18 protein-coding genes are annotated in these 19,859 nt (G+C 57.9%); 7 read left to right on the plus strand and 11 right to left on the minus strand.

Features of this window, described 5'->3' with window-relative positions; translation table 11 throughout:
* Positions 1-233 precede the first annotated feature (233 nt).
* From A3OI_RS24380 to erpA, 5 genes are all read left to right on the plus strand, one after another.
* A complete protein-coding gene (locus A3OI_RS24380) occupies positions 234-1,481 on the plus strand; it encodes a P-loop NTPase (RefSeq protein ID WP_018402743.1) in 1,248 nt (415 codons plus the stop codon).
* Positions 1,474-2,109 carry a NifU family protein gene (locus tag A3OI_RS0102330; RefSeq protein WP_018402744.1) on the plus strand — a complete coding sequence of 212 codons (636 nt, stop codon included), beginning with the start codon at positions 1,474-1,476 and terminating at the stop codon, positions 2,107-2,109. Before A3OI_RS24380 ends, A3OI_RS0102330 begins: the two co-directional genes overlap by 8 nt.
* Positions 2,106-3,854: a protein adenylyltransferase SelO gene (locus tag A3OI_RS0102335; RefSeq protein ID WP_018402745.1), complete on the plus strand. Its 1,749-nt coding sequence runs from the start codon at positions 2,106-2,108 to the stop codon at positions 3,852-3,854. Before A3OI_RS0102330 ends, A3OI_RS0102335 begins: the two co-directional genes overlap by 4 nt.
* 87 nt (positions 3,855-3,941) lie before the next feature.
* Positions 3,942-4,292: a tetratricopeptide repeat protein gene (locus A3OI_RS0102340; RefSeq protein ID WP_018402746.1), complete on the plus strand. Its 351-nt coding sequence runs from the start codon at positions 3,942-3,944 to the stop codon at positions 4,290-4,292.
* A 112-nt stretch (positions 4,293-4,404) separates the two neighbouring features.
* Positions 4,405-4,758 carry an iron-sulfur cluster insertion protein ErpA gene (gene erpA / locus A3OI_RS0102345; RefSeq protein ID WP_018402747.1) on the plus strand — a complete coding sequence of 118 codons (354 nt, stop codon included), beginning with the start codon at positions 4,405-4,407 and terminating at the stop codon, positions 4,756-4,758.
* 66 nt (positions 4,759-4,824) lie between these two features.
* Here erpA and A3OI_RS0102350 read toward each other — a convergent pair whose 3' ends face one another.
* From A3OI_RS0102350 to A3OI_RS0102405, 11 genes are all read right to left on the minus strand, one after another.
* Entirely contained in the window at positions 4,825-5,037 is a 213-nt protein-coding gene (locus A3OI_RS0102350; RefSeq protein ID WP_018402748.1) for a hypothetical protein, read from the minus strand.
* Positions 5,030-5,617: an isopentenyl-diphosphate Delta-isomerase gene (idi, locus tag A3OI_RS0102355; RefSeq protein WP_018402749.1), complete on the minus strand. Its 588-nt coding sequence runs from the start codon at positions 5,615-5,617 to the stop codon at positions 5,030-5,032. The genes A3OI_RS0102350 and idi overlap by 8 nt, the downstream gene beginning before the upstream one ends.
* On the minus strand, positions 5,610-7,889 hold the full coding sequence (locus tag A3OI_RS0102360) for a hydroxymethylglutaryl-CoA reductase, degradative (protein WP_018402750.1): 2,280 nt from the start codon (positions 7,887-7,889) through the stop codon (positions 5,610-5,612). The genes idi and A3OI_RS0102360 overlap by 8 nt, the downstream gene beginning before the upstream one ends.
* 9 nt (positions 7,890-7,898) lie before the next feature.
* Positions 7,899-8,987 carry a mevalonate kinase family protein gene (locus A3OI_RS0102365; protein ID WP_018402751.1) on the minus strand — a complete coding sequence of 363 codons (1,089 nt, stop codon included), beginning with the start codon at positions 8,985-8,987 and terminating at the stop codon, positions 7,899-7,901.
* Entirely contained in the window at positions 8,984-9,991 is a 1,008-nt protein-coding gene (mvaD, locus tag A3OI_RS0102370) for a diphosphomevalonate decarboxylase (RefSeq protein ID WP_018402752.1), read from the minus strand. The genes A3OI_RS0102365 and mvaD overlap by 4 nt, the downstream gene beginning before the upstream one ends.
* A gap of 175 nt (positions 9,992-10,166) precedes the next feature.
* Positions 10,167-11,009 carry an iron-sulfur cluster assembly protein gene (locus A3OI_RS20990; RefSeq protein ID WP_018402753.1) on the minus strand — a complete coding sequence of 281 codons (843 nt, stop codon included), beginning with the start codon at positions 11,007-11,009 and terminating at the stop codon, positions 10,167-10,169.
* Positions 11,010-11,283: 274 nt separating this feature from the next.
* Entirely contained in the window at positions 11,284-11,637 is a 354-nt protein-coding gene (locus A3OI_RS0102385; protein WP_018402755.1) for a HesB/IscA family protein, read from the minus strand.
* Between the two features lie 59 nt (positions 11,638-11,696).
* The gene (sufD, locus tag A3OI_RS0102390; RefSeq protein ID WP_018402756.1) at positions 11,697-12,983 is read right to left on the minus strand and encodes a Fe-S cluster assembly protein SufD; all 1,287 of its coding nucleotides are present in this window, start codon (positions 12,981-12,983) and stop codon (positions 11,697-11,699) included.
* A 12-nt stretch (positions 12,984-12,995) separates the two neighbouring features.
* Positions 12,996-13,760 (minus strand): Fe-S cluster assembly ATPase SufC, encoded by a 765-nt coding sequence (sufC, locus tag A3OI_RS0102395; RefSeq protein ID WP_018402757.1) that lies wholly within the window; start codon positions 13,758-13,760, stop codon positions 12,996-12,998.
* Between the two features lie 35 nt (positions 13,761-13,795).
* Positions 13,796-15,244, minus strand: a complete 1,449-nt coding sequence (gene sufB, locus A3OI_RS0102400) for a Fe-S cluster assembly protein SufB (RefSeq protein ID WP_018402758.1) — start codon at positions 15,242-15,244, stop codon at positions 13,796-13,798.
* A 140-nt stretch (positions 15,245-15,384) separates the two neighbouring features.
* Positions 15,385-16,905: a protein adenylyltransferase SelO gene (locus A3OI_RS0102405; protein ID WP_018402759.1), complete on the minus strand. Its 1,521-nt coding sequence runs from the start codon at positions 16,903-16,905 to the stop codon at positions 15,385-15,387.
* 247 nt (positions 16,906-17,152) lie between these two features.
* On the opposite strand from A3OI_RS0102405, the gene A3OI_RS0102410 reads away from it, so the two are divergent.
* Positions 17,153-17,806, plus strand: coding sequence for a MarR family winged helix-turn-helix transcriptional regulator (locus tag A3OI_RS0102410; RefSeq protein ID WP_228702863.1), 654 nt, complete (start codon positions 17,153-17,155; stop codon positions 17,804-17,806).
* 290 nt (positions 17,807-18,096) lie between these two features.
* Positions 18,097-19,842, plus strand: a complete 1,746-nt coding sequence (locus tag A3OI_RS0102415) for a diflavin oxidoreductase (RefSeq protein ID WP_018402761.1) — start codon at positions 18,097-18,099, stop codon at positions 19,840-19,842.
* Positions 19,843-19,859: the final 17 nt, after the last annotated feature.

Genomic DNA, 19,859 nt, shown 5'->3' on the forward strand with positions numbered 1-19,859 from the left:
TGCACCAGAACTGGGCGCATGGTTTTAACCACGTTAGCAACCTTACAGGTGGCGTTCATGCTTGGGCTCTGCAAATCGACGGCACGATGCCGACCTATTGAGTTTCAGGTTTATCGACTTTCGCAAAAATGATGATAGGCAATAAGCGTATGAATTGGGATTGGTTGTTATTTTGGCGGCAGAGATCAAAGCCAATTTCTCCCCCGTTAATTGAAAATACAAGGAACTTAACCATGCAGACCACTGACCATAATCAATCTCACGCGCCTGACGCGTCATCCCGGTCGGCCGTTAGCGCCGATAAACTGCCGGGGATACGTCATATCATCGCCGTCGGAAGTGGCAAGGGTGGCGTCGGAAAATCTACGGTGAGTGTGAATTTAGCCCTGGCACTGCAGCGGCTAGGCGCGCGCGTCGGTATCGTCGACGCCGACATTCTTGGCCCCAGTATCCCCGGCATGCTCGGCATCCCAACCGGTGAGCGGCCAGCGACGACCCCGGAGGGAAAAATGATTCCGGCGGAACAGCACGGCCTGAAGGTGGTGTCGATGGGCATGCTCACCGGAGACGACGAGCCGGCTGTCTTACGCGGGCCAATGGTGGGAAAATACTTAAAAATGTTCGTCGACGGCGTGCAATGGGGATCGCTGGACTACCTGATTATTGACCTGCCACCCGGCACAGGCGACGTCCAATTAACGCTTGCACAGAGTATGCCGCTGTCGGGCGTGGTGATCGTAACGACGCCACAGACCGTGAGCCTCAAGATCGCCCGCCGAGGTTTGCGGATGTTTGAGAAGGTGCAGGTCAAGATTCTTGGGCTTGTCGAGAACATGCGCACCTTCACTTGTCCTCACTGCGGCGAGAACACGGATATCTTTCGTCACGGCGGCGGCGAGCAGATGAGCGAGGAGCTTGGCGTCCCGTTTCTGGGCGCCTTACCTCTCGATGCCGATGTCGTTACCAGCGGTGATGAAGGTCGGCCGATCGTGGCGGGACAGCCAACATCGGTCAGCGCCAAGGTGTATGCCTCCATCGCAACGGCGCTTGTGGAGCAGCTTCACGCGATGGTTACAGTGTTAAAACCCTTTGTCTGGACGTGGGACAGTAACGAGGGGGCACCTGACTGGGCGGAGGGTGCGGCGCGGCCTGCTGGATCGCAGAACACCCCAATCGGTTTACTGCGTCGCGATCCGCGCACTTTATCCATTCTCTGGGAGGACGGTCATCGCGACGACTTCGACGTCCGCGATCTGCGCCTGGCATGTCATTGTGCCCTTTGTGTCGAGGAGATGAGCGGACGCAAGCTGCTCGATCCAAAGACGATACGGCCTGATGTGGCTCCGCAACAGATCGTGAGCATTGGTAACTACGCGGTCAAATTCGATTGGAACGACGGCCATAGCAGCGGAATATATTCGTTTAACAACCTACGTGCCTTGGGTGCGAGCGCTGCAGCGGGCGATGTTGAAAATGTCTGATTTCCTGCTTGCGGATCAGCCGGTCAGTATTCGTGCCGAGTTTTCGCTCGCCGACCCCGACACGTGTAAGTTCATCGTCAGCCGTACCTTGCATCCTGGCGGCCCGTTCTTTTTTGGCAACAAAGAACGAGCCGTTGGTTCGCCGCTCGGAGAGCAACTGTTCGCACTCCCTGGCGTGGCTAACTTGCTCATTGCCGATAGCGTGGTGACCGTCTGCAAAGAGCCGGCCGCCTCTTGGTCAGGGCTGAAAGCAGGTATCGGAATGGCCATCCGTACGCAGCTGCGTAGTGGCGTGCCGGCGATCCTGGAGATGCCTGTTCATAACTGCAGGCAAGGAAAAACCGATGCAGAGCTCACTACGGCTGTTCAGGAGCTCCTGGACAAAGAGGTCAATCGTTCAATCGCTAACCACGGCGGAAAAATTTCTATTGTGGGGGTCCGGCAAGGGAAGCTTTCTATCACCATGAGCGGAGGCTGCCAGGGATGCGCTTCCTCTCAGGTAACGCTGAGGCAGGGATTCGAAGTCATGCTCAAAAGAGTCGCCCCAGAAATCGAGGAGATTATTGATGTGACCGACCACGCAGCAGGAACGCAACCTTTCTACCCGCGCCATAAGGCGTCATTGTGATAAAGCGACCGCCCCAGAAAGCCGCCCCTATTGTGTCGACCCTCGACGATCTTGCAACGTTGGCAAACTATTCGCTCATGGATTCCCTCAACTGCGACCCTGACGCGAAAGTAAATGGACGCGACCACGCCCCACGACAAGTCTTCACGGGCCACTATGTTCCCGTCAATCCCACGCCAATCGAAAACCCGGAGTACGTCGCGCACAGCAAAAACCTGTTTCGCGAACTGGGCTTCGCCGACAAAATGGCGCAGTCGGCCGACTTCATCCGCGTGTTCTCCGGCAACATCGCGTTCGTTCCGGAGCCGATGCGCCAGGTCGGTTGGGCGTGTGGCTATGCACTTTCCATCTTCGGCACCGAATACAATCAACAGTGCCCATTCCAAACCGGCAACGGATACGGCGACGGTCGCGCAATTTCAGTGCTTGAGGCCGTCATTAACGGTCACCGCTGGGAGATGCAGTTAAAAGGTGGCGGCCGGACACCATACTGCCGCGGTGCGGACGGTCGGGCCGTCCTGCGGTCGAGTGTCCGGGAATTTCTGGCGCAGGAGCACATGCACGCGCTTGGGGTGCCAACGTCACGTTCGCTGAGTTTGTACGTGTCGAAAACGGAGAAGGTCAAGCGGCCGTGGTATTCGGAGGGCTCACGCTCGATAGATCCAGACACGCTTGTATCGGAGCCAGTCGCCATCTCGACGCGGGTTGCACCTTCGTTTATTCGGGTTGGTCAACTGGAGCTCTTCGGTCGCCGTGCTCGCAAGAAAGAACACCCACAAGCGGTGGAAGAGCTTGAGAAGATTGTGTTGCACCTGATCGACCGTGAATACGGTGACGTCATCGATCAGAACCTGGCAACCACCGAAAAAGTGGTGTTGCTTGCGCGGGAGTTCCGCGGCCGACTCACATCGCTTGTGGCGAACTGGATTCGTGTCGGCTACTGCCAGGGAAACTTCAACAGTGACAACTGTGCGGCCGGCGGCTTCACACTCGACTACGGCCCCTTCGGATTCTGCGATGTATTTAATCCGCAGTTCCAGCCATGGACGGGTGGCGGACATCACTTCTCGTTTCTGAATCAGCCAGAAGCCGCCGAACGCAACTTCCACATGTTTTGTTCGGCGTTGCGCCCGTTGCTGACGGCGCATCAGGACTGTCTGCTTGAGCTCGACGAGATTCAAAGTGATTTCCCGAAAGCGATGCAAACACAAATGGAGAAGATGTGGGCTGCCAAACTTGGACTCGCCACCTTTCACGAGGCCTTGTTCAGTGAGCTCGCCACGCTGATGGTGCAAACGCCTGTTGATTACACCATTTTCTTTCGCCAGCTCTCGACGGTGCCCGACGACATTGGCCTACTCAAAAAAAGCTTTTACAAGGGCTCAGCTTTTGAAACAGACCTCGAAGGCATGGACAAGCGTTGGGCAGAGTGGCTCACAAAATGGAAAATGCATGTCGGCATTCTCAGCACAACCGACGCAACTACAACTGCGCCGCGCGCTCGTGAGGAACTCTCTCAACAGATGAAACTCGTCAACCCGAAATACAGTTTGCGGGAGTGGTTCGTTGTGCCTGCGTATCAGCAAGCAGCTGCCGGTAACTACTCTCTAGTGCGAGAACTGCAGGACGTCATGACGCAGCCATACGCCGAGCAATCGAAAGACGTAGAGGAAAAATACTATCGGCTGAAGCCGCTGGAGCTCTTCGACGTTGGCGGCTCGTCGTATTATAGCTGCTCATCGTGACCCAAAAAGTAACGGAAAAGTTGATCGAAAACCACCTGAGCGTAGACGCTATGAGGCGTGACGAAAAGATCGATAGGAGCCATGGGCATGGCTGATCAACTTAACGAAAAAAAAGCATTTTTGACATGGGAAGAATCGGTGGTGGCCTTACAAACCGATGCTGGACAGGGCTCCGCCCGTGCGCAACGTTTATTGGCGATGCGATACTTGCGCGGCCGTGGAGTGCCTAAAGATGAGGCCATCGCTTTTTATTGGATGCAGCTCGCCGCACAACAAAATTTTGCCTTGGCACACCGCAGTCTGGGCGAGCTTTACGAAAATGGCTCGGGTATCGCGCAGGATATTACCCTGGCGGCTCATTGGTATCGTCTTGCAGCACAGCAAGGCGACCCCATCGCTAAAAAACATTTGCAACGCTTAGCACAGCCAAACACGTGATGTAAAAAGCAGTCAATTCACCCAACAAGGCCCTATGACGACTGGCTAGGGAACCGTTTATGGTTTTAGTCAGAAATTCAACAGTCAAATATCAAAGTACCCGGAGGCAATTTTGAGCATAGTCCAGGAACACACCATAACCCCGCTGTTTCTCAGTGAAAGTGCGGTGTCCAAAGTACGTGAATTAGCCGAAGAAGAAGGCAACGAGAACCTGAAGCTTCGGGTGTTCGTAACCGGGGGCGGCTGTTCTGGATTTCAGTACGGCTTCTCGTTCGATAAGGTGCAAGATGATGAAGACGCGGTGATTCAAAAAGACGGCATGAGTATGCTGGTCGACCCGATGAGCTATCAGTATCTTGTGGGCGCAATGGTCGATTATCAGGAGGGGCTACAAGGAGCCCAATTTGTCGTGCAGAACCCGAACGCCAGCTCAACCTGTGGTTGCGGCAGTTCGTTCACTATCTAGTGTCGATACGAAAACCAGTGATTTCCAGCACCACCCCTGATCGTACTTTATCCAGTCGGGTGGTGGTCATTTACTCAAACCATCGGCGGCCCCGCACTCGCCGACTGCCCGAAGCGCTTCCTCGACGGAAAGGCGCTTTTGCAGGGTTTCCTTCGGATAATCGATCTTGCCGCAACCGGCGCACGCGAGATTGCACTGGAAAAGAGGCTCCAGCATCAATACCAGCGGAAAACGCTTTTCTCCGGAAAGCTTCGGATTGCGGCCCTCGCCGCTAAGCATCAGCCCCACGTTCGCGCAGTGCGTCGATATGGTTGCGCCCCTGGTCCATCAGTGCCTTCCACTCCATCTTGAACCAGGGTGTGTACCCGGATGGCGCGTCTTCGAGTTCGCGAGTCACTTCTTCCATGGGCACCCAGCGCCAGTCGGTAATTTCGGCCGGGTGCACCCGGGCCTCGCCGCCCGATGCGCCGATGTATACGTGGCACAATTCGTGCTCTGCACCACGATCACCGAAATCGGCTTGGTAGATGAACTTGTAAACGAATTTCAGCGACGCTTCCAGCCCCAGTTCTTCCCGCAGACGGCGGTGAAGCGCCTGGTCCATCGTCTCGCCGCGTCGGGGGTGCGAACAGCAGCTGTTGGACCAGTACAGCGGCCAGAGCGGTTTGCCCGCAGCACGCTGCTGCAGCAGCACCCGGCCCTGCTTGTCGAACAGGAAAATCGAGAACGCCCGGTGCAGCGTTCCATGGCCCTCGTGGCAGTCGCCCTTTGAGCGATAGCCAACCTCGTTGTCATCTTCATCAACGAGTATCAGGGGCTCGTCATCGAACGATACTTTTTCGCGCATATCCTCAACCATTTTTCGGCTTACCTCCTACTGTAACCTGAATCGCCTGATAGCCGGCTTCACGGATACCCGATTCAATGCGATCGGCAGCGCCGGGTTCCGGCGGACACAGGGCAATGATGGAACCACCGCCACCGCCACCGGTGAGCTTTGCCCCGAGAGCGCCGTGGCGGCGGGCAATCTGGATCATTTCCTCCAGTTCCCAGCTCGACACCTGCATCGCGTTGAGCAGGCCCTGGCAAATGTTCATCAGCTCTCCCAGCGTTTCGAGCTTGTGCCCGACCAGCGCATCCACGCCCTCGATCACCAGCGAATCGATCTGGTTAAAGATATTCTCGTACAGTTCGGGGTGCGCTTCGCGTGCCTTGCGAACACGCGCGACTGTCGCCGCGGTCAGGCTCTCGATACCGCTGATACCGACGACCAGCTGCACGGCTTGATCGATCTCGATCACCTTGCGCAGCGGCGATTCACCGGAACGGAAGAGCATGGTCTGGCCATAGGTCGAGAGCGTGTTATCGATACCCGATGGCGTACCGTGCGCGATCTTTTCGCACTCGAACGCCAGCTCGTTGACGCGCTCGTCGTCCAGGCCGAGTTCGAAACAGCGGTCTAGCGCGCGAATGGTGGCCACCGCGATCGCCGCCGACCCGCCCAGCCCCATGGCTCGCGGTACGTTGGGGAAGATTTCCACGCGCATGCTCTCGCGTTCGAGTCCGAGCGTCTTGAAGATAATCGCCAAGGATTTCTCGTAAGAATGCTGCTTTTCCGCGCTTCGGTGCAATCGCTGCTCCACGCCCCAGCGCGGAATGATCAGTTGCACGCCGTCCCCGCCGCGCTGCACGTGCGCCTGTATGGCCAGCGGTACCGGCGTCGCGATCGCGTGCCGCCCATAAACAACTGCGTGTTCGCCCAGCAGGATGATCTTGCCGTGTCCGCCGGATATGTTAGGTTCCTCGGCAGCGGTTTCGGACTGCGGCTGCTCCTCAGCGGCCTCCACGCGAGGGTTGACGACCTGCTCGATCAACTCGCGCGCCTTCCAGATCTTGATCTCGCCGGATTCGATCAGCCGGTCGACGACGGTTTCGAAGATTTTGGGTGTTGCACCGGCCGCGGCTACCACGCTTCGGGCGTGCAGCGTCATGTGGCCTTGCTGGATGCCTTCGGTCACGAGCGCGCGGATTGCCGAAAAGTTCTGCGCAAGACCCACCGCGCCCATCACTTCGGCCAGCTCGCGCGCCGAACTCACGCCCAGAAGCCTGAGGTTCATTCCCGCCGTGGGATTGGACTGCAGCGGACCCCCGACAATACCGACCTTGATCGGAATCTCGAGCTGGCCTACCAACGAGCCGTCTTCGCCCTGCGTCCACTGGGTCAGCGACGTGTAGTGGGACCCGCGCGCAGCCCAGGCGTGGGCGCCCGTCTCGATGGCGCGCCAGTCGTTGCCTGTGGCCAGCGCCACGGCATCGATTCCGTTCATGATGCCCTTGTTATGGGTCGCTGCACGGTAGGGGTCGATCGAGGCAAATTCGTTGGCCAGGATGATTCCGTCGCGCACCTGCTCACCATCGAAGCCGCGGCCGGCCAGCGCGTCCAGCGGAATCGAGACCCGGGCCTTGACCAGGGCTCGATCGGTCAGATTTGAAAGAATCCGCAGGAACACCTTGCCTTCGGCGATATTCTCGACCAGCGAGGCAACGCCTTCGCACATTGTGTTGACGAGGTTCGCGCCCATCGCGTCGCACGTATCCACTAGCAGGTGAGCGACGACCATGTCACCGCGCTGGCCCGACGATGGGTGAATCAGCACTTGGAGGTCCTTGGCCCCGCCGCCGCGGGCCACCATGTTCGGGTGCAGGCTGTTGGCAAGGTTCAGGATTTCGCTTTTGCGCTGCAGCAGTGCCGCCTTGGCGCGCTGCGGATGCGGTACGTCGACGACCTGGATCTGGCCAATCAAAATCGGCTCGGAGCTTTCCACCCGGAAGCCGCCGCCGGCCCGTGCGATCTTGGCCGCAGAGCTCAGCGCCGCAACGATCGAAGGCTCCTCCACGACCAGTGGAATGGCGTATGCCTTGTCGTTGATCAGGAAATTCAGGCCCAGCGCCAACGGCAGCCCCATGACGCCGATGACGTTTTCGATCATCTTGTCGGCCGACTGGATCGAGAGCGTGTGATCGCCGCTGGCCAGCGCCTGGTAATCCTGGCTCGAAAGCAGGCCCTGCTTGCGAACTTCGCGAACCCGCTGCGAAACCGAAAGTTTGTAGAACTCGGGAATTCTTGCCATGCTCGTTCCTTATGAGTGTTCTCTGCCCGATTCGGGCACCTGGCGCCGCACAGCCTCTGCGCCAAATTCTGACATTGCCAAGTTTAATGGAACCCCGCCACAATCTGAGACGCCGAGCTCGAATGCCCGGAGTCTCTCCGGGTCACGCGCCAGGGCAATTCCAAGGTCGCCACCACCGGCGCCACAACTCTTGTAGACCACGCCGCACTCGTGTCCATGCTCGGCCAGCCGTCGATGGGGGGCGGTCATGACCTCCTTGCCCATGGCATCGCCCAGCGCAACCATCTCAACGGCGTATGCGGCGCAGGCATCGAACAGCACAGCCCCGTCGTGCGCGTTGGCCACGGCGTGGCGCGCAATATCGTCCAGGCGGGACCGGATCCGGCCTGCACCAACAGGATCAGCCAGCTTCCAGGTATCGAACGCACCGACAAAATCCGTGGTCTGGGCAGCCTGACGGGTCCAGATTGCGCGCCAATACAGGTCTTCCGGCCAGTTCGCCGGCGTGCAGATCGCGGATTCGCCGGTGGATCGAAATTCGCTGATACCACCGCAAAACGCCGCGGCCAGGTCTGCGCCACTGGCACGGGCGCCCAGTGATTCGCGATAGACCGGCAACCATCGACGCAGACGCTCGCGCGGATCCGACGGACCTGCCGACCCCGCGAACCATTCGGTCAACGCCACCGCCAATGCTGCGCAGACGGCCGCACTGGAACCCAGGCCCAGCTTTACCAACCGTCTGCGGTCGGATTCGAAAAGGGCCCCAGAATCGATCTCGATGTTTATTGTCATGATCTCGCCGGGTGACCGACCCAGCGCCCGCATGATGCCCGGTATCAACCGCCCGGTCAGGCCCAGCACGTAGGAATCCGCGCCATCGCAGCGCAGCGTCTCGCCCTCGACCCGCATGGCCGCCCGCTCGAACCCGAGCTGGACGGCACTCAACCAGCCCGTACCGCTCGATGCCCGCTGCAACCTGACTTTCACCCGCCGATCCACCGCCATCACCAGCGCCGGTGCCCCGTCGAGCACGGCATATTCGCCAATCAACAGCAGTTTGCCCGGCGCAGAGGCCTGGACGCAGTTCACGTTCACGTCTGACCGTCGTCCATGCTCACCGCACCGCAGCCCAGCCCAGCACGCAGAACCTCAGTTACGCCGGCCACATCCTCGAGCGCGGCGGCCACCGTATCTGCCGCTTCCGGTGCACATATCGCCTTGACCTGCGGGCCGGCATCGACGGTAAAAAACACCGCAACGCCCCGGCCGCGCAACCCGCGTATGCGATGCAGGCATTCCATGGTAGTTGCATTGAAATACAGAAGACCAGGCCGGGCCGACATGGCCAGGCCGTGCAGGGCCAGTGCGCTCGCTTCGGAAACGTGCGCCAGCGCATCGAAATCACGAGCCGCGATAGCCGTTCGCGCCAGCGCCAGGTCGTCGGGCTGATTGTTTACCCAGGCCGAATAGAACGGTGACGTTTGTGCGGTCCGCTGCATGCCTTCGGTGGATCCCACCGACTTGCGGCCGCGGTCGCTGACCGCGATCACGACCTCCAGCGGCCAGTCCGCCGCCGCGGCCAACGGTTCGGCAACGCTGTCGCTGCCGTCGGGGAGTTCGCCGCGGTGCATCTCCACGTATCCGCCAAAAATCGAGCGCGCGGCGGACCCGGACCCGATCCGCGCAAGCTCCGAAAGCCTGGAGGGAGAAAGAACCAACCCATAGGCGCGATCCGCCGCAGTCACCAGCGCGGCGAAACCCGACGCCGACGAGGCCAGACCAGCACCGGTAGGAAAATTGTTTCGGCTAAAAACCCGGGACCGGGTTTTACTTCCACCGATGGAGCGCATGCGCTCTAGCAGTGCCGTCACGCGCCCCGAACCGTGGGCCTCAATCTGACCATCGAGCTCGAAGCTGTCCCGCTCCAGTGCCGGATCCAGTTCCACCCGGGTGCGGGTCCACAACGCGTCAAGCGTGATCGAGATCGACCCGACGTCCGGCAGGTTCAAGTCCGCATCACGTTTGCCCCAATACTTGACAAGGGCAAAATTGGCATAAGCGATGGCCTGGGCCCGGCCCGGCGAGTGTGGGGTGTCCATGAGATTTGCGACAGATCCGGCTCGTTTGTGGGTGGTACGGTCATTTCTGGCGGTCCGCATCAGTTTGGCTTCATCGGTCAGTATGTTGTTGCTCCAAGGCGGGATCTGAGTAGGCCAGAAATTCCACTTGTTTCTGATGGTCGCCTGCCTGGCCAGTACTGGTCACGATACTGGCTCAGATCAGCCCTAACTCCAGCCGCGCTTCCTCCTCCAGGTTGTCGTAGCTCCAAGGCGGATCAAACACCACATCCACCTTGGCGTCTTTGACATTCGGAACCTGCAATAACTTGTCTTTTACGTCGCCGCCAATAATGGCGCCCATTCCACAACCCGCCGACGTCAGGGTCATTTCAACAAATACAAAATACTTGTCCTGGTCAATATCCAGTTTATAGATGAGACCCAGACCGACAACATTCACCGGAATTTCCGGGTCATAGACCAGTCGCATCGCATCCCAGCATTGCTGTTCACTGATTTGCCCATCCTCAGGGTGTTCGAACACGATGGCGTCTGACTGAAAGCCCAGCTCCTGGGTAACTTCTGGGGACAGTCGATACAGATTGCCCTGGTAGTTAACGGTGAAACTGCCGCCGAGCGCCTGGGTTATCGAGACAGACGCTCCCTGCGTCAGCGTGACAGACTCACCGGAAGGTACCTTTAGGGCACTACAGTCTTCTGGCAAAACGAATGTCTTGGGCGGCTTGGGCGGCTTTTTCAAGTTCGGTGCCTTGATCGTCGGGGTCTGAAGGCCACCCTCTTCCTCAAGGCCGATCTGCATGTCCTGGAGATAGGGCAGGCTCGCCGCTTCGAAATAGAAGATCAGGTCATCAAACTCTTTCCTGACATCCTTGGCTGCCTCTTCGCCGCGTGGGCAGAAGGCGAGGCAGGTCTCGGCCTTCTCAGTGCCACCCTTCTCCACATAAACACGTACCGCCATTCCAGGCACTTCCTGCTTTGCAAGCAAGGACATCAGGAAGTCATGGGCTTCTGGTGTTACTTCAGCATTAATGTTCACGAGCTATACCCGCCGTGTTCTGTGTTTTCACGCCTGCGCTTGAGCTGGTTGGTTTTACACTCTTTGCTTACAAGATCCAGCCACCTCAAGTGCTGATCCCAGCTCTCGTCTTTACTATGCTCGGGCATGTTGCAAGTCATCGTTACCTCCTCAGGCACTGTGAAAATGAGGGAAGCTCTTGACACACTGTCAGCATCGGTCGAGCGTCTACCTCGCGTTTGGTCAGGACCACTTCACGTTCTTGCATGCCTTATCGGGCCTTGTTTGATGTCAATCAAGAGACGGTGAAACTTTCCCCGCAACCGCACTCAGCGGTGGCATTCGGATTGCGGAACAGGAACACGGAGTTCACGCCTTCCGTCACGAAATCGATTTCGATACCGTTGACCAGCGCCAGGTGCTCCTCTTTGACGTAAACATCGACACCGTCAATGTGGAAGATTTTGTCGTCCGCTGCGACATCTTCGGCCCATTGGGTTTCGTATTTGAACCCGGAGCAACCGCTCTTCCGAATGGTCAGGCGGATGCCTTTGGCTTGCGTGTGCCTGTCCACTTGTTTACGCACATGTTTGACCGCGCTTGGCGTCATTGTGACGGCAACGGTTGGTGTGAATACTTCGGTTGTCATGGTTCCACCTCCATCAGGCGAAAAGACGTTGGATTTTCTGCAGGGCCGTGAATAACGGCTCAGGCCTCCTGAAACGTTTGATTGAAAAAGTCATTCAGCCGAAGCTGCATGGCTTCTCGAACTGCCTCGACGGGGATCTGTTCAACCAGCTCGTTGATAAATGCGATGGTCAGCAGCGTGTTGGCTTCGCGACGACCAACACCACGGGAAACCAGATAGAACAACGAGGTTTTATTGAGCTGGCCAATGGTGGCGCCGTGGGCGCATTTTACGTCGTCGGCGTAAATTTCAAGCTCGGGCTTGGTGTCGATTTCTGCGCCGGTTGAGAGCAACAGATTCTTGTTGTTCATATTGGCGTTGGATTTCTGGGCATCCTGATGAATATGGATGCGCCCATTGAAAATCGCATGAGACTGGCCAGCAGCGATGTTGCGATAGGTTTCTTCGCTGTCGCAATGGGCTGCTATGTGCTCGATTGACGTATGGTTGTCATAGTGCTGCTTGCCCTGAGTGACCACGACACCGTTCAGTTTGCACTCGGCGCCTTCACCTTCAAGACGTACCTGCAGATCGTGCCGACGCAGCGGGCCGCCAAAGCCAACGCAGTGGCTTTCAAAACGCGAGGCGGTCGCCTGGCGAACACCCGTTGCACCGATGTGCTGAACGCTTTCGCCTTCCAGAGTAAGCCTCACGCCGGTTATCCGGGCACCTTCCGCCAGAACAAATTCAGTGACCGTGTTGACCATCACCGGCTCACTACCGCTGGAAATATACTCTTCTACCAGCGTCATCTGGCTATGCCTTGCCGCATCGACGTAAATCCGCGGATAGGCGGAACCTACCGACGAAGCGGTGACTTCATGGATGATGAACAGCGGCTGGTCGAGAACGGCTTCTTTGTCCAGCTGGATAAACAGGCCATCCTCAAATCGGGCGGAGTTCAGCCGGGCCATCTGCACGGTTTGGCTGTCCAACGTGTTGTCCAGGCGTTCTGCCAGCACAGCGACGTCCTGGTCGTCAAGGTCGCAGAACCGCTGAATACGAATGCCGGTAAGATCCGGAAAGTCGCTGGCTTCCGGAACCATAACGCCGTTGCGAAAAACCACGCGGTATCCAGCCATGGACAGGCTGGTGCCTTCCTTACCAGGGGAGGGGAGGGCAACGGCAAGCTCATCCGACAGCTTTAGGTGGCGGCTGGAATACTTCCAGTTCTCGGTTTTACGGGTCGGCAATGGCATATCCACCAAAGCCATACCCTTTTGTTTGCGCAATTCGAGCAAAGGCCCGGGCAGGTAGTTGCCGGCTGGCTCAAGAAAGACGCTGGAAAGCGTTGGTGCTGACTTCATTCGGTGGCCTCCTTAGCTGGCTGTGGCTTCTTTGTCTTTCACGTTGAGCCAGCCGTAACCGCGCTCTTCAAGCTCATAGGCCAGCTCGCGCCCGCCGGATTTGACAATTTTGCCATCGGCCAGAACGTGAACATAGTCCGGCACAATGTGGTTCAGCAGGCGCTGGTAGTGAGTCACCATCAAGATGGCCCGATCTTTAGCGCGCAGGGCGTTCACACCGTCGGAAACCACGTGCAGCGCATCAATGTCCAACCCGGAATCGGTTTCGTCCAGAATGGCCAGCTTGGGTTGAAGCAGCAGCGCCTGCAGAATCTCGTTGCGCTTCTTCTCGCCACCGGAGAAGCCCTCGTTTACGCCGCGCTTAAGGAAGGCCGGGTCCAGATCGACTTGCATGGACACTTCCCTCGCATGCTTCATAAACTCAGCCGCGTTCATCTCCGGCTCGCCACGGTGGCCGCGCATGGAATTGACGGCGGTACGCAAGAACTGCAGGTTGCTGACGCCTGGAATCTCTACCGGGTACTGAAACGCCAGGAAAACGCCTTCACGGGCCCGTTCTTCGGTTTCTAGGTCCAGCAGGTTTTCACCGTTGAACGTGACTTCACCCTCGGTGACTTCAAAGGTTTCACTGCCTGCCAGCACCTGTGACAGGGTGCTTTTACCTGAGCCATTGGGGCCCATAATGGCGTGAATTTCCCCGGCTTTAATTTCCAGGTTGATGCCCTTGAGGATTTCTTCGCCCCCAACGGACGCGTGCAGATTTTTGATGTTCAGCATGTATTGGTTTCTCTCTGTAATCTGAAATTCTGTATTTAACCGACAGAGCCTTCAAGGCTCACCTCAAGCAATTTGCCAGCTTCAACGGCGAACTCCATCGGCAGTTCCTTGAACACCTCTTTACAGAAGCCGTTCACAATCATCGAAACGGCCTGTTCAGGGTTGATACCGCGCTGGCGACAAAGGAACATCTGTTCGTCGCTGACTTTGGAGGTAGTGGCTTCATGCTCGATGATGCCCGATTTATTTTTGCTCTCGATGTACGGAAAGGTATGCGCACCGCAGCGGTCGCCAATCAGCAGCGAATCGCACTGGGTGAAGTTGCGTGCGCCCTCTGCGCCTGGGCCAAACTTCACCAGGCCACGGTAGGCGTTCGAGCCGTTGCTGGCGGAAATCCCTTTGGAGATGATGGTGCTGGACGTGTTTCTGCCCAGGTGGATCATTTTGGTGCCAGTGTCGGCCTGCTGGTAATTGTTGGTCAGCGCCACGGAGTAGAATTCGCCAACGCTGTTATCGCCCCTAAGAATAACGCTGGGATACTTCCAGGTAACGGCAGAGCCGGTTTCGACCTGAGTCCAGGAAATCTTGGAGTTTTTGCCGATGGCAGCACCACGTTTGGTGACGAAGTTGAAGATGCCGCCTTTGCCGTTTTCATCGCCCGGATACCAGTTCTGGACGGTGGAGTACTTGATCTGGGCGTCGTCCAGGGCCACCAGTTCAACCACAGCGGCGTGGAGCTGATTTTCATCCCGCATAGGAGCGGTGCAGCCTTCCAGATAGCTGACGTAGCTGCTGTCTTCGGCGATGATCAGGGTGCGTTCAAACTGCCCGGTGTTGGCTGCGTTGATGCGAAAATACGTAGACAGCTCCATGGGGCAACGCACGCCTTTCGGTATGTACACGAAGGTGCCGTCGGAGAAGACCGCAGAGTTCAAACCTGCAAAGAAGTTGTCACCAGACGGGACGACAGAGCCCAGATATTTTTTGACGAGCTCCGGGTGATCCTGAATGGCTTCGGACATGGAGCAGAAAATCACGCCCGCTTTAGCGAGTGGTTCTTTGAACGTTGTCGCTATTGAAACTGAGTCAAACACGGCATCGACTGCCACGCCTGCCATCTGTTCACGCTCGTGCAGGGGGATGCCCAGTTTTTCGTAGGTTTTGAGTAGCTCCGGGTCCACTTCGTCCAGGCTCTGGAGCATGTCTTCTTTGCGCTTGGGCGCGGAATAATAGGAAATTGAGTTGTAATCAATTTTTGGGTAACCCACTTGCGCCCAATTCGGCTCATCCATTTCCAGCCAGCGACGATAGGCCTTCAGCCGCCACTCAAGCATCCATTCCGGCTCTTTCTTGATACCGGAAAGACGAGCAATCACGTCTTCGTTCAGTCCAGGTTCGAAAGTGTCGGATTCAATATCAGTCACGAAACCGTGCTCGTATTCCTGCTTGACCAGCTCGTTCACTTCTTTATCGGTGGTCGCCATGATCGTCACTCCTTATCTTTCATTGAAGACTCTAAGAGTCTTAGCTTTTTTGCGGTTTTCATTTAATACCCAAGATTACCAGCGCTTTAACCCTATAAACCGGAGACAACACTCCCTCTCGGGCCCACGAATAAACCGTCTCAAGTGCCACAAAGCGTGCTGCGTAAAACCTCCTCCGGCTTCGGTGGCTGCAGATACCGAGCGTCTGCCGGCATCTCGAACGGCCGGGTGACAGCCTCCAGAAGTTGGTGGAACTCACTGAAATCTCCCTCGTGAGCCCGCCGGATGGCGTGTTCTACCAGATGATTGCGTGGTATAACCACAGGATTTGCAGTAGCCATAGCATCCGCACACTGGCGAGAGCTGCGGCCGGTCAGTGTCAGCCTGAGATGCCAACGCCGGTACCAGTTCAGATAATCACCGGCATCAGCACCGAAAAGCCCCGCAGTGATACCGCCGCCCTCCACATCCTCTGCCAGTTTCAGGAAAAAAGTGTGGTAATCCACTTTCTGCAGAACCAACAGCTGCCGCAGATCCTGAACCAGCTGACGGTCCGCCGGCATCACAGCCTCCAGGCCAAGGCGGGCCCGCATCAGGTTCAGCAGATGTTCTTCGTACATTGGCCAAAACTCCTGCACCGCCCGCGAGGTCCGGGCCACGGCCTGGGATTCTGGCCCCTCGAAAAGTGCAAGCAGAGCCTCGGCCAGGCGAGCAAGGTTCCATTGCGCCGCGAAACCCTGGCTGTTGTATGCGTACCGGCCGGTGATGTCGATCGAGCTGAACACCGCATCGGGGTCGTAATGGTCAAGGAAGGCGCAGGAGCTATAATCCAGGGTTTCACCGGCCAGAGACATGTTGTCGGTGTTCATCACCCCATGAACAAACCCCAGACTCACCCAGTGTGCGACCAGCTTTGCCTGCCGCGCTACCATCAGGCGCAACAGAGCGAGATACGGATCGGGGTCGACCATCAATTCGGGGGCCATGCGGGCAATGCTGTAATCAGCCAGCTGCCTTAATGGCTGCCACTGTTGACGCCGGGCAAAATACTCAAAAGTACCTACCCGAATATGGCAGCTGGCCACTCTTGCCAGCACGGCTGCCGCCTCCGTACCCTGGCGGTATATTTTTTCACCGGTTGTCGTCAACGCCAGTGCCCGGGTAGTGGGAACACCCAGCGCATGCATCGCCTCACTCACCAGATATTCACGTAGTGCCGGTCCTAGCGGCGAACGGCCATCTCCACTCCTTGCAAACGGTGTCCGACCTGCGCCCTTCAGTTGCAGGTCACGGCGCTGTTGGCAGCGGTCGATAACCTCACCCAGAAGAATCGCCCGGTCGTCTCCCAGTTGCGGCACAAACTGGCCAAACTGGTGCCCGGCATAGGCCATGGCCAGTGGCTGTGCATCCATCGGCAACCGGTTACCGGCAAACAGTTGCGTTAAGTGATCGCTATTTGCCATCAAGTCTGAATCATCCATCCCCAGCTCCCCGGCCAGGGGTTTGTTCAGTACGAGCAATTCTGGTGCCGCCACTGGCAGGGGCTCACAGTGTTGATAAAAGGCGCCGGGCAGGCGGGCATAGCTGTTATCGAAGCACATTCCCGTCATCATCCGCGACGGCCCTAAGCTTTCTTCCTGATGTCTGGTAAGCGCGCCCATATCGCTTTTTTCCTTAATTAGTGTCGAAACGATACTAAATGAGGATAACGAATTTGTCAATATAGTATCGAAACGCTATCGTATTGGCCGTGATCCCATTACGGTCTAAATATTGAAGAGGTGACCTATCAAAGGTGTTCAGGGCCTCACACCCTTCACGAATACGACAATATTATGGTTTCGCTCCGAAACTACAATCTTGTTAAGATAGTTCTTAAACGCTATTATGTAAGAATGATCTAGGAGCTTGAAATTAGACGCCACCAAATTAAGTATGATCGAGGAGCTGGAAATGAACGGTCGCGCTAACGCGGAGTTGGTCTTTCACTTGGGACGCATAGCGTCCGGCGAGGGTCTCGCGGAGGGGCTGACGGCAGCCCAATGGGCGGCGCTCAGATACTTCGCACAGGCCAACCGTTTCTCGCAAACGCCGTCCGCCTTCGCCGCGTTCCATGCCACAACCCGGGGTACGGCGTCACAGACAATCAAAAGCCTCGAAACCCAAGGCTATTTAACACGCATGCGGTCAGAGGACGACAGGCGCAGTGTCCGGCTAGTTCTGACCGAGAAAGCCCGGGGCATTCTCGCGAATGACCCCTTCGAATCCCTGGTCCGTGCCGCGGAATCCCTACCCCCCAGTGTTCAAGGCCACTTCGCCAGTGCCTTGCAACGCTTGCTCGATCAGGTGACGCAAGAGAGATGCAAACCTCGCTTCGGCGTCTGCACGTCGTGTCAACATCTGGAAAGCGACGGCTGCAGCCGGGACGGACAAGCGCCCTATGCGTGCGGGTTCATGAGCGAGCCCCTGTTTTTGGAAGAACTCGACGGAGTCTGCATCAACTTCATCCAGAGCAAACCCGTAACGGTGAAGGGTTCTGTCACCAGAGCCGAACAGCGATGAGTCCTGTTCCGCATCAGCGATCACTATCGCAGACGGCGGGATTACCCTCGATGCCGAGCTACTCGCGACCAAGCTCGGCCGGTCGGCCAACACCGATCACCTTGTACGTCGGCGGGCAGTTCGCCGGGGGTTGCGACATCGTCCGCGAGGCTATCGAGCAGCAGATCCCCAATTCACGGGCCGCCGTCGACAGTCTGAAGACTCAACCGCCTGCTCGTCTTGAGCCGGGTTTTGCGGGCCATGGTTGGCCCCCCCGCTTTTGAGATACAACAAACTATGAGCGTCCGGACATGAATTCTTCGCCGATTCCGAATACGGCTCCGTTCGCCGAAGAGGAGATCGAGATTCTCAACCGCGTGGTGGGGCCTGCAAGCCCCACCCAACGCGCGTGGCTTGCGGGATTTCTTGCCGGAGTGGACGCCTCCACGACGGCGCTGCAGCCGGTGGGCGGCGCGCAACCCGCCGAACCGCTGACCATCCTCTACGCCACCGAATCCGGAAACTCTGAGCGGCTAGCGTTGGACATAGCCAAGGCGGCACGCAAGATGGGGTTGAAGCCTTCGGTCGTCGACATGGCTGATCTCGATGTGGCGACGCTCGCATCGGTACGGCGTCTTGTTGTCATCGCCGCGACCTGGGGTGAAGGTGATCCGCCCGCGCGGGCCATGCGCGCTTACGCTGAACTCATGGGTGAGGGCGCGCCGCACCTCGATGGCACCGAGTTCGGCGTTCTTGCGCTCGGCGACACCGCCTATACCGAGTTCTGCGCGATTGGTAAAGCGTTGGACGCAAGACTTGCGGCGCTTGGCGGCAAGCGCGTCGCCGAGCGCGTCGATTGCGATCTCGATTTTGCGGAGCCCGCCGGGCACTGGATCGAGACGGCGCTGAAGGCGCTGGCGCCAGTTGAGGAAGCCGGTCGCCGCGTTATTGCGGTCGATTTTGGCGCGAAGGCGGCGAGCAGCTCTGGTCTTGGTCCGGTCGAGGCCGAGATCACCGAGCTTATCCAGCTCAATTCATCGCAGTCGGAAAAGGTAACGATCCATCTCGAACTCGGTTTCGATGGCGCGGCGCCGCCCTATAAACCTGGCGACTCACTTGATATCTACCCTGAGAACGATGCGGCCTACGTGGACGATCTGCTGAAAGCGGCAGGTCTTGCGTCCGACGCTGCGCTGCGGGCCGAGCTGACCAAGGGCCGGGATGTCACGACGCTGTCACTCAAGACCCTGGAAAGCTACGCCACCACAACCGCCCACCAGGAGGTAAAGGCGCTGCTTGAATCGGCTGATGCACGCGCCTGGATCGCCGACCGGCAGCTCATCGATCTTCTCCAGTCCTTTCCCGTTAGGCTGTCTGCCGACCAGCTGCGGCAGATAACGCGGCCGCTGGCGCCACGCGCCTATTCGATCGCTTCCTCACGCCGCGAGGTGGGGGAGGAGGTGCATCTTCTGATCTCTGCGGTGCGCTACCAGAGCTTCGGTCGCGTGCGCAAAGGTGTCGCTTCCGGCCATGTCGCCGACCAATTAAAGAAAGGCCAGCGGCTGCGCGTGAAGTTGCGGCCAAACCGGCATTTCGCTCTTCCCTCGCCAGAGCGCGACATTATCATGGTGGGGCCGGGCACTGGCATAGCTCCGTTCCGCGCCTTCGTGCAGGAGCGCGGTGCCACCGGCGCGAGCGGCCGCTCCTGGCTGTTTTTTGGCGACCGCCAGTTCACCCATGATTTCCTCTACCAGCTCGAATGGCAAGATGCCTTGAAGGATGGTTCGCTCACACGCATGGACGTCGCCTTCTCCCGCGACACGCCGGAGAAGCTCTATGTGCAGCACCTCATCTGGGAGCAACGCCGCGACCTCGTCGACTGGCTCGACAATGGCGCCTATTTCTATGTCTGCGGCGACGCCAAGGCGATGGCGAAGGATGTGCGTGCGGCGCTCGTGCGCGCCTATGCCGACGTAAAGGCGCAAAGCGTGGAGGCCGCCGAGCAAGCAGTAAACGATATCGATGGTGAGCACCGCTATCTTCAGGATACTTACTAAGGTGAGTTCTTAAATAG

Source organism: Marinobacter gelidimuriae (assembly GCF_000372805.1).
GTDB classification, from domain to species: domain Bacteria; phylum Pseudomonadota; class Gammaproteobacteria; order Pseudomonadales; family Oleiphilaceae; genus Marinobacter; species Marinobacter gelidimuriae.

Bases quoted from the DNA above. Each gene is read 5' to 3' on its own strand.
- A3OI_RS24380 (WP_018402743.1), top strand. From the start codon at position 234: ATGCAGACCACTGACCATAATCAATCTCACGCGCCTGACGCGTCATCC.
- A3OI_RS0102330 (WP_018402744.1), top strand. From the start codon at position 1,474: ATGTCTGATTTCCTGCTTGCGGATCAGCCGGTCAGTATTCGTGCCGAG.
- A3OI_RS0102340 (WP_018402746.1), top strand. From the start codon at position 3,942: ATGGCTGATCAACTTAACGAAAAAAAAGCATTTTTGACATGGGAAGAA.
- A3OI_RS0102350 (WP_018402748.1), bottom strand. From the start codon at position 5,037: ATGCTTAGCGGCGAGGGCCGCAATCCGAAGCTTTCCGGAGAAAAGCGT.
- idi (WP_018402749.1), bottom strand. From the start codon at position 5,617: ATGGTTGAGGATATGCGCGAAAAAGTATCGTTCGATGACGAGCCCCTG.
- A3OI_RS0102360 (WP_018402750.1), bottom strand. From the start codon at position 7,889: ATGGCAAGAATTCCCGAGTTCTACAAACTTTCGGTTTCGCAGCGGGTT.
- mvaD (WP_018402752.1), bottom strand. From the start codon at position 9,991: ATGGACACCCCACACTCGCCGGGCCGGGCCCAGGCCATCGCTTATGCC.
- A3OI_RS0102385 (WP_018402755.1), bottom strand. From the start codon at position 11,637: ATGACAACCGAAGTATTCACACCAACCGTTGCCGTCACAATGACGCCA.
- sufD (WP_018402756.1), bottom strand. From the start codon at position 12,983: ATGAAGTCAGCACCAACGCTTTCCAGCGTCTTTCTTGAGCCAGCCGGC.
- sufC (WP_018402757.1), bottom strand. From the start codon at position 13,760: ATGCTGAACATCAAAAATCTGCACGCGTCCGTTGGGGGCGAAGAAATC.
- sufB (WP_018402758.1), bottom strand. From the start codon at position 15,244: ATGGCGACCACCGATAAAGAAGTGAACGAGCTGGTCAAGCAGGAATAC.
- A3OI_RS0102405 (WP_018402759.1), bottom strand. From the start codon at position 16,905: ATGGGCGCGCTTACCAGACATCAGGAAGAAAGCTTAGGGCCGTCGCGG.
- A3OI_RS0102415 (WP_018402761.1), top strand. From the start codon at position 18,097: ATGAATTCTTCGCCGATTCCGAATACGGCTCCGTTCGCCGAAGAGGAG.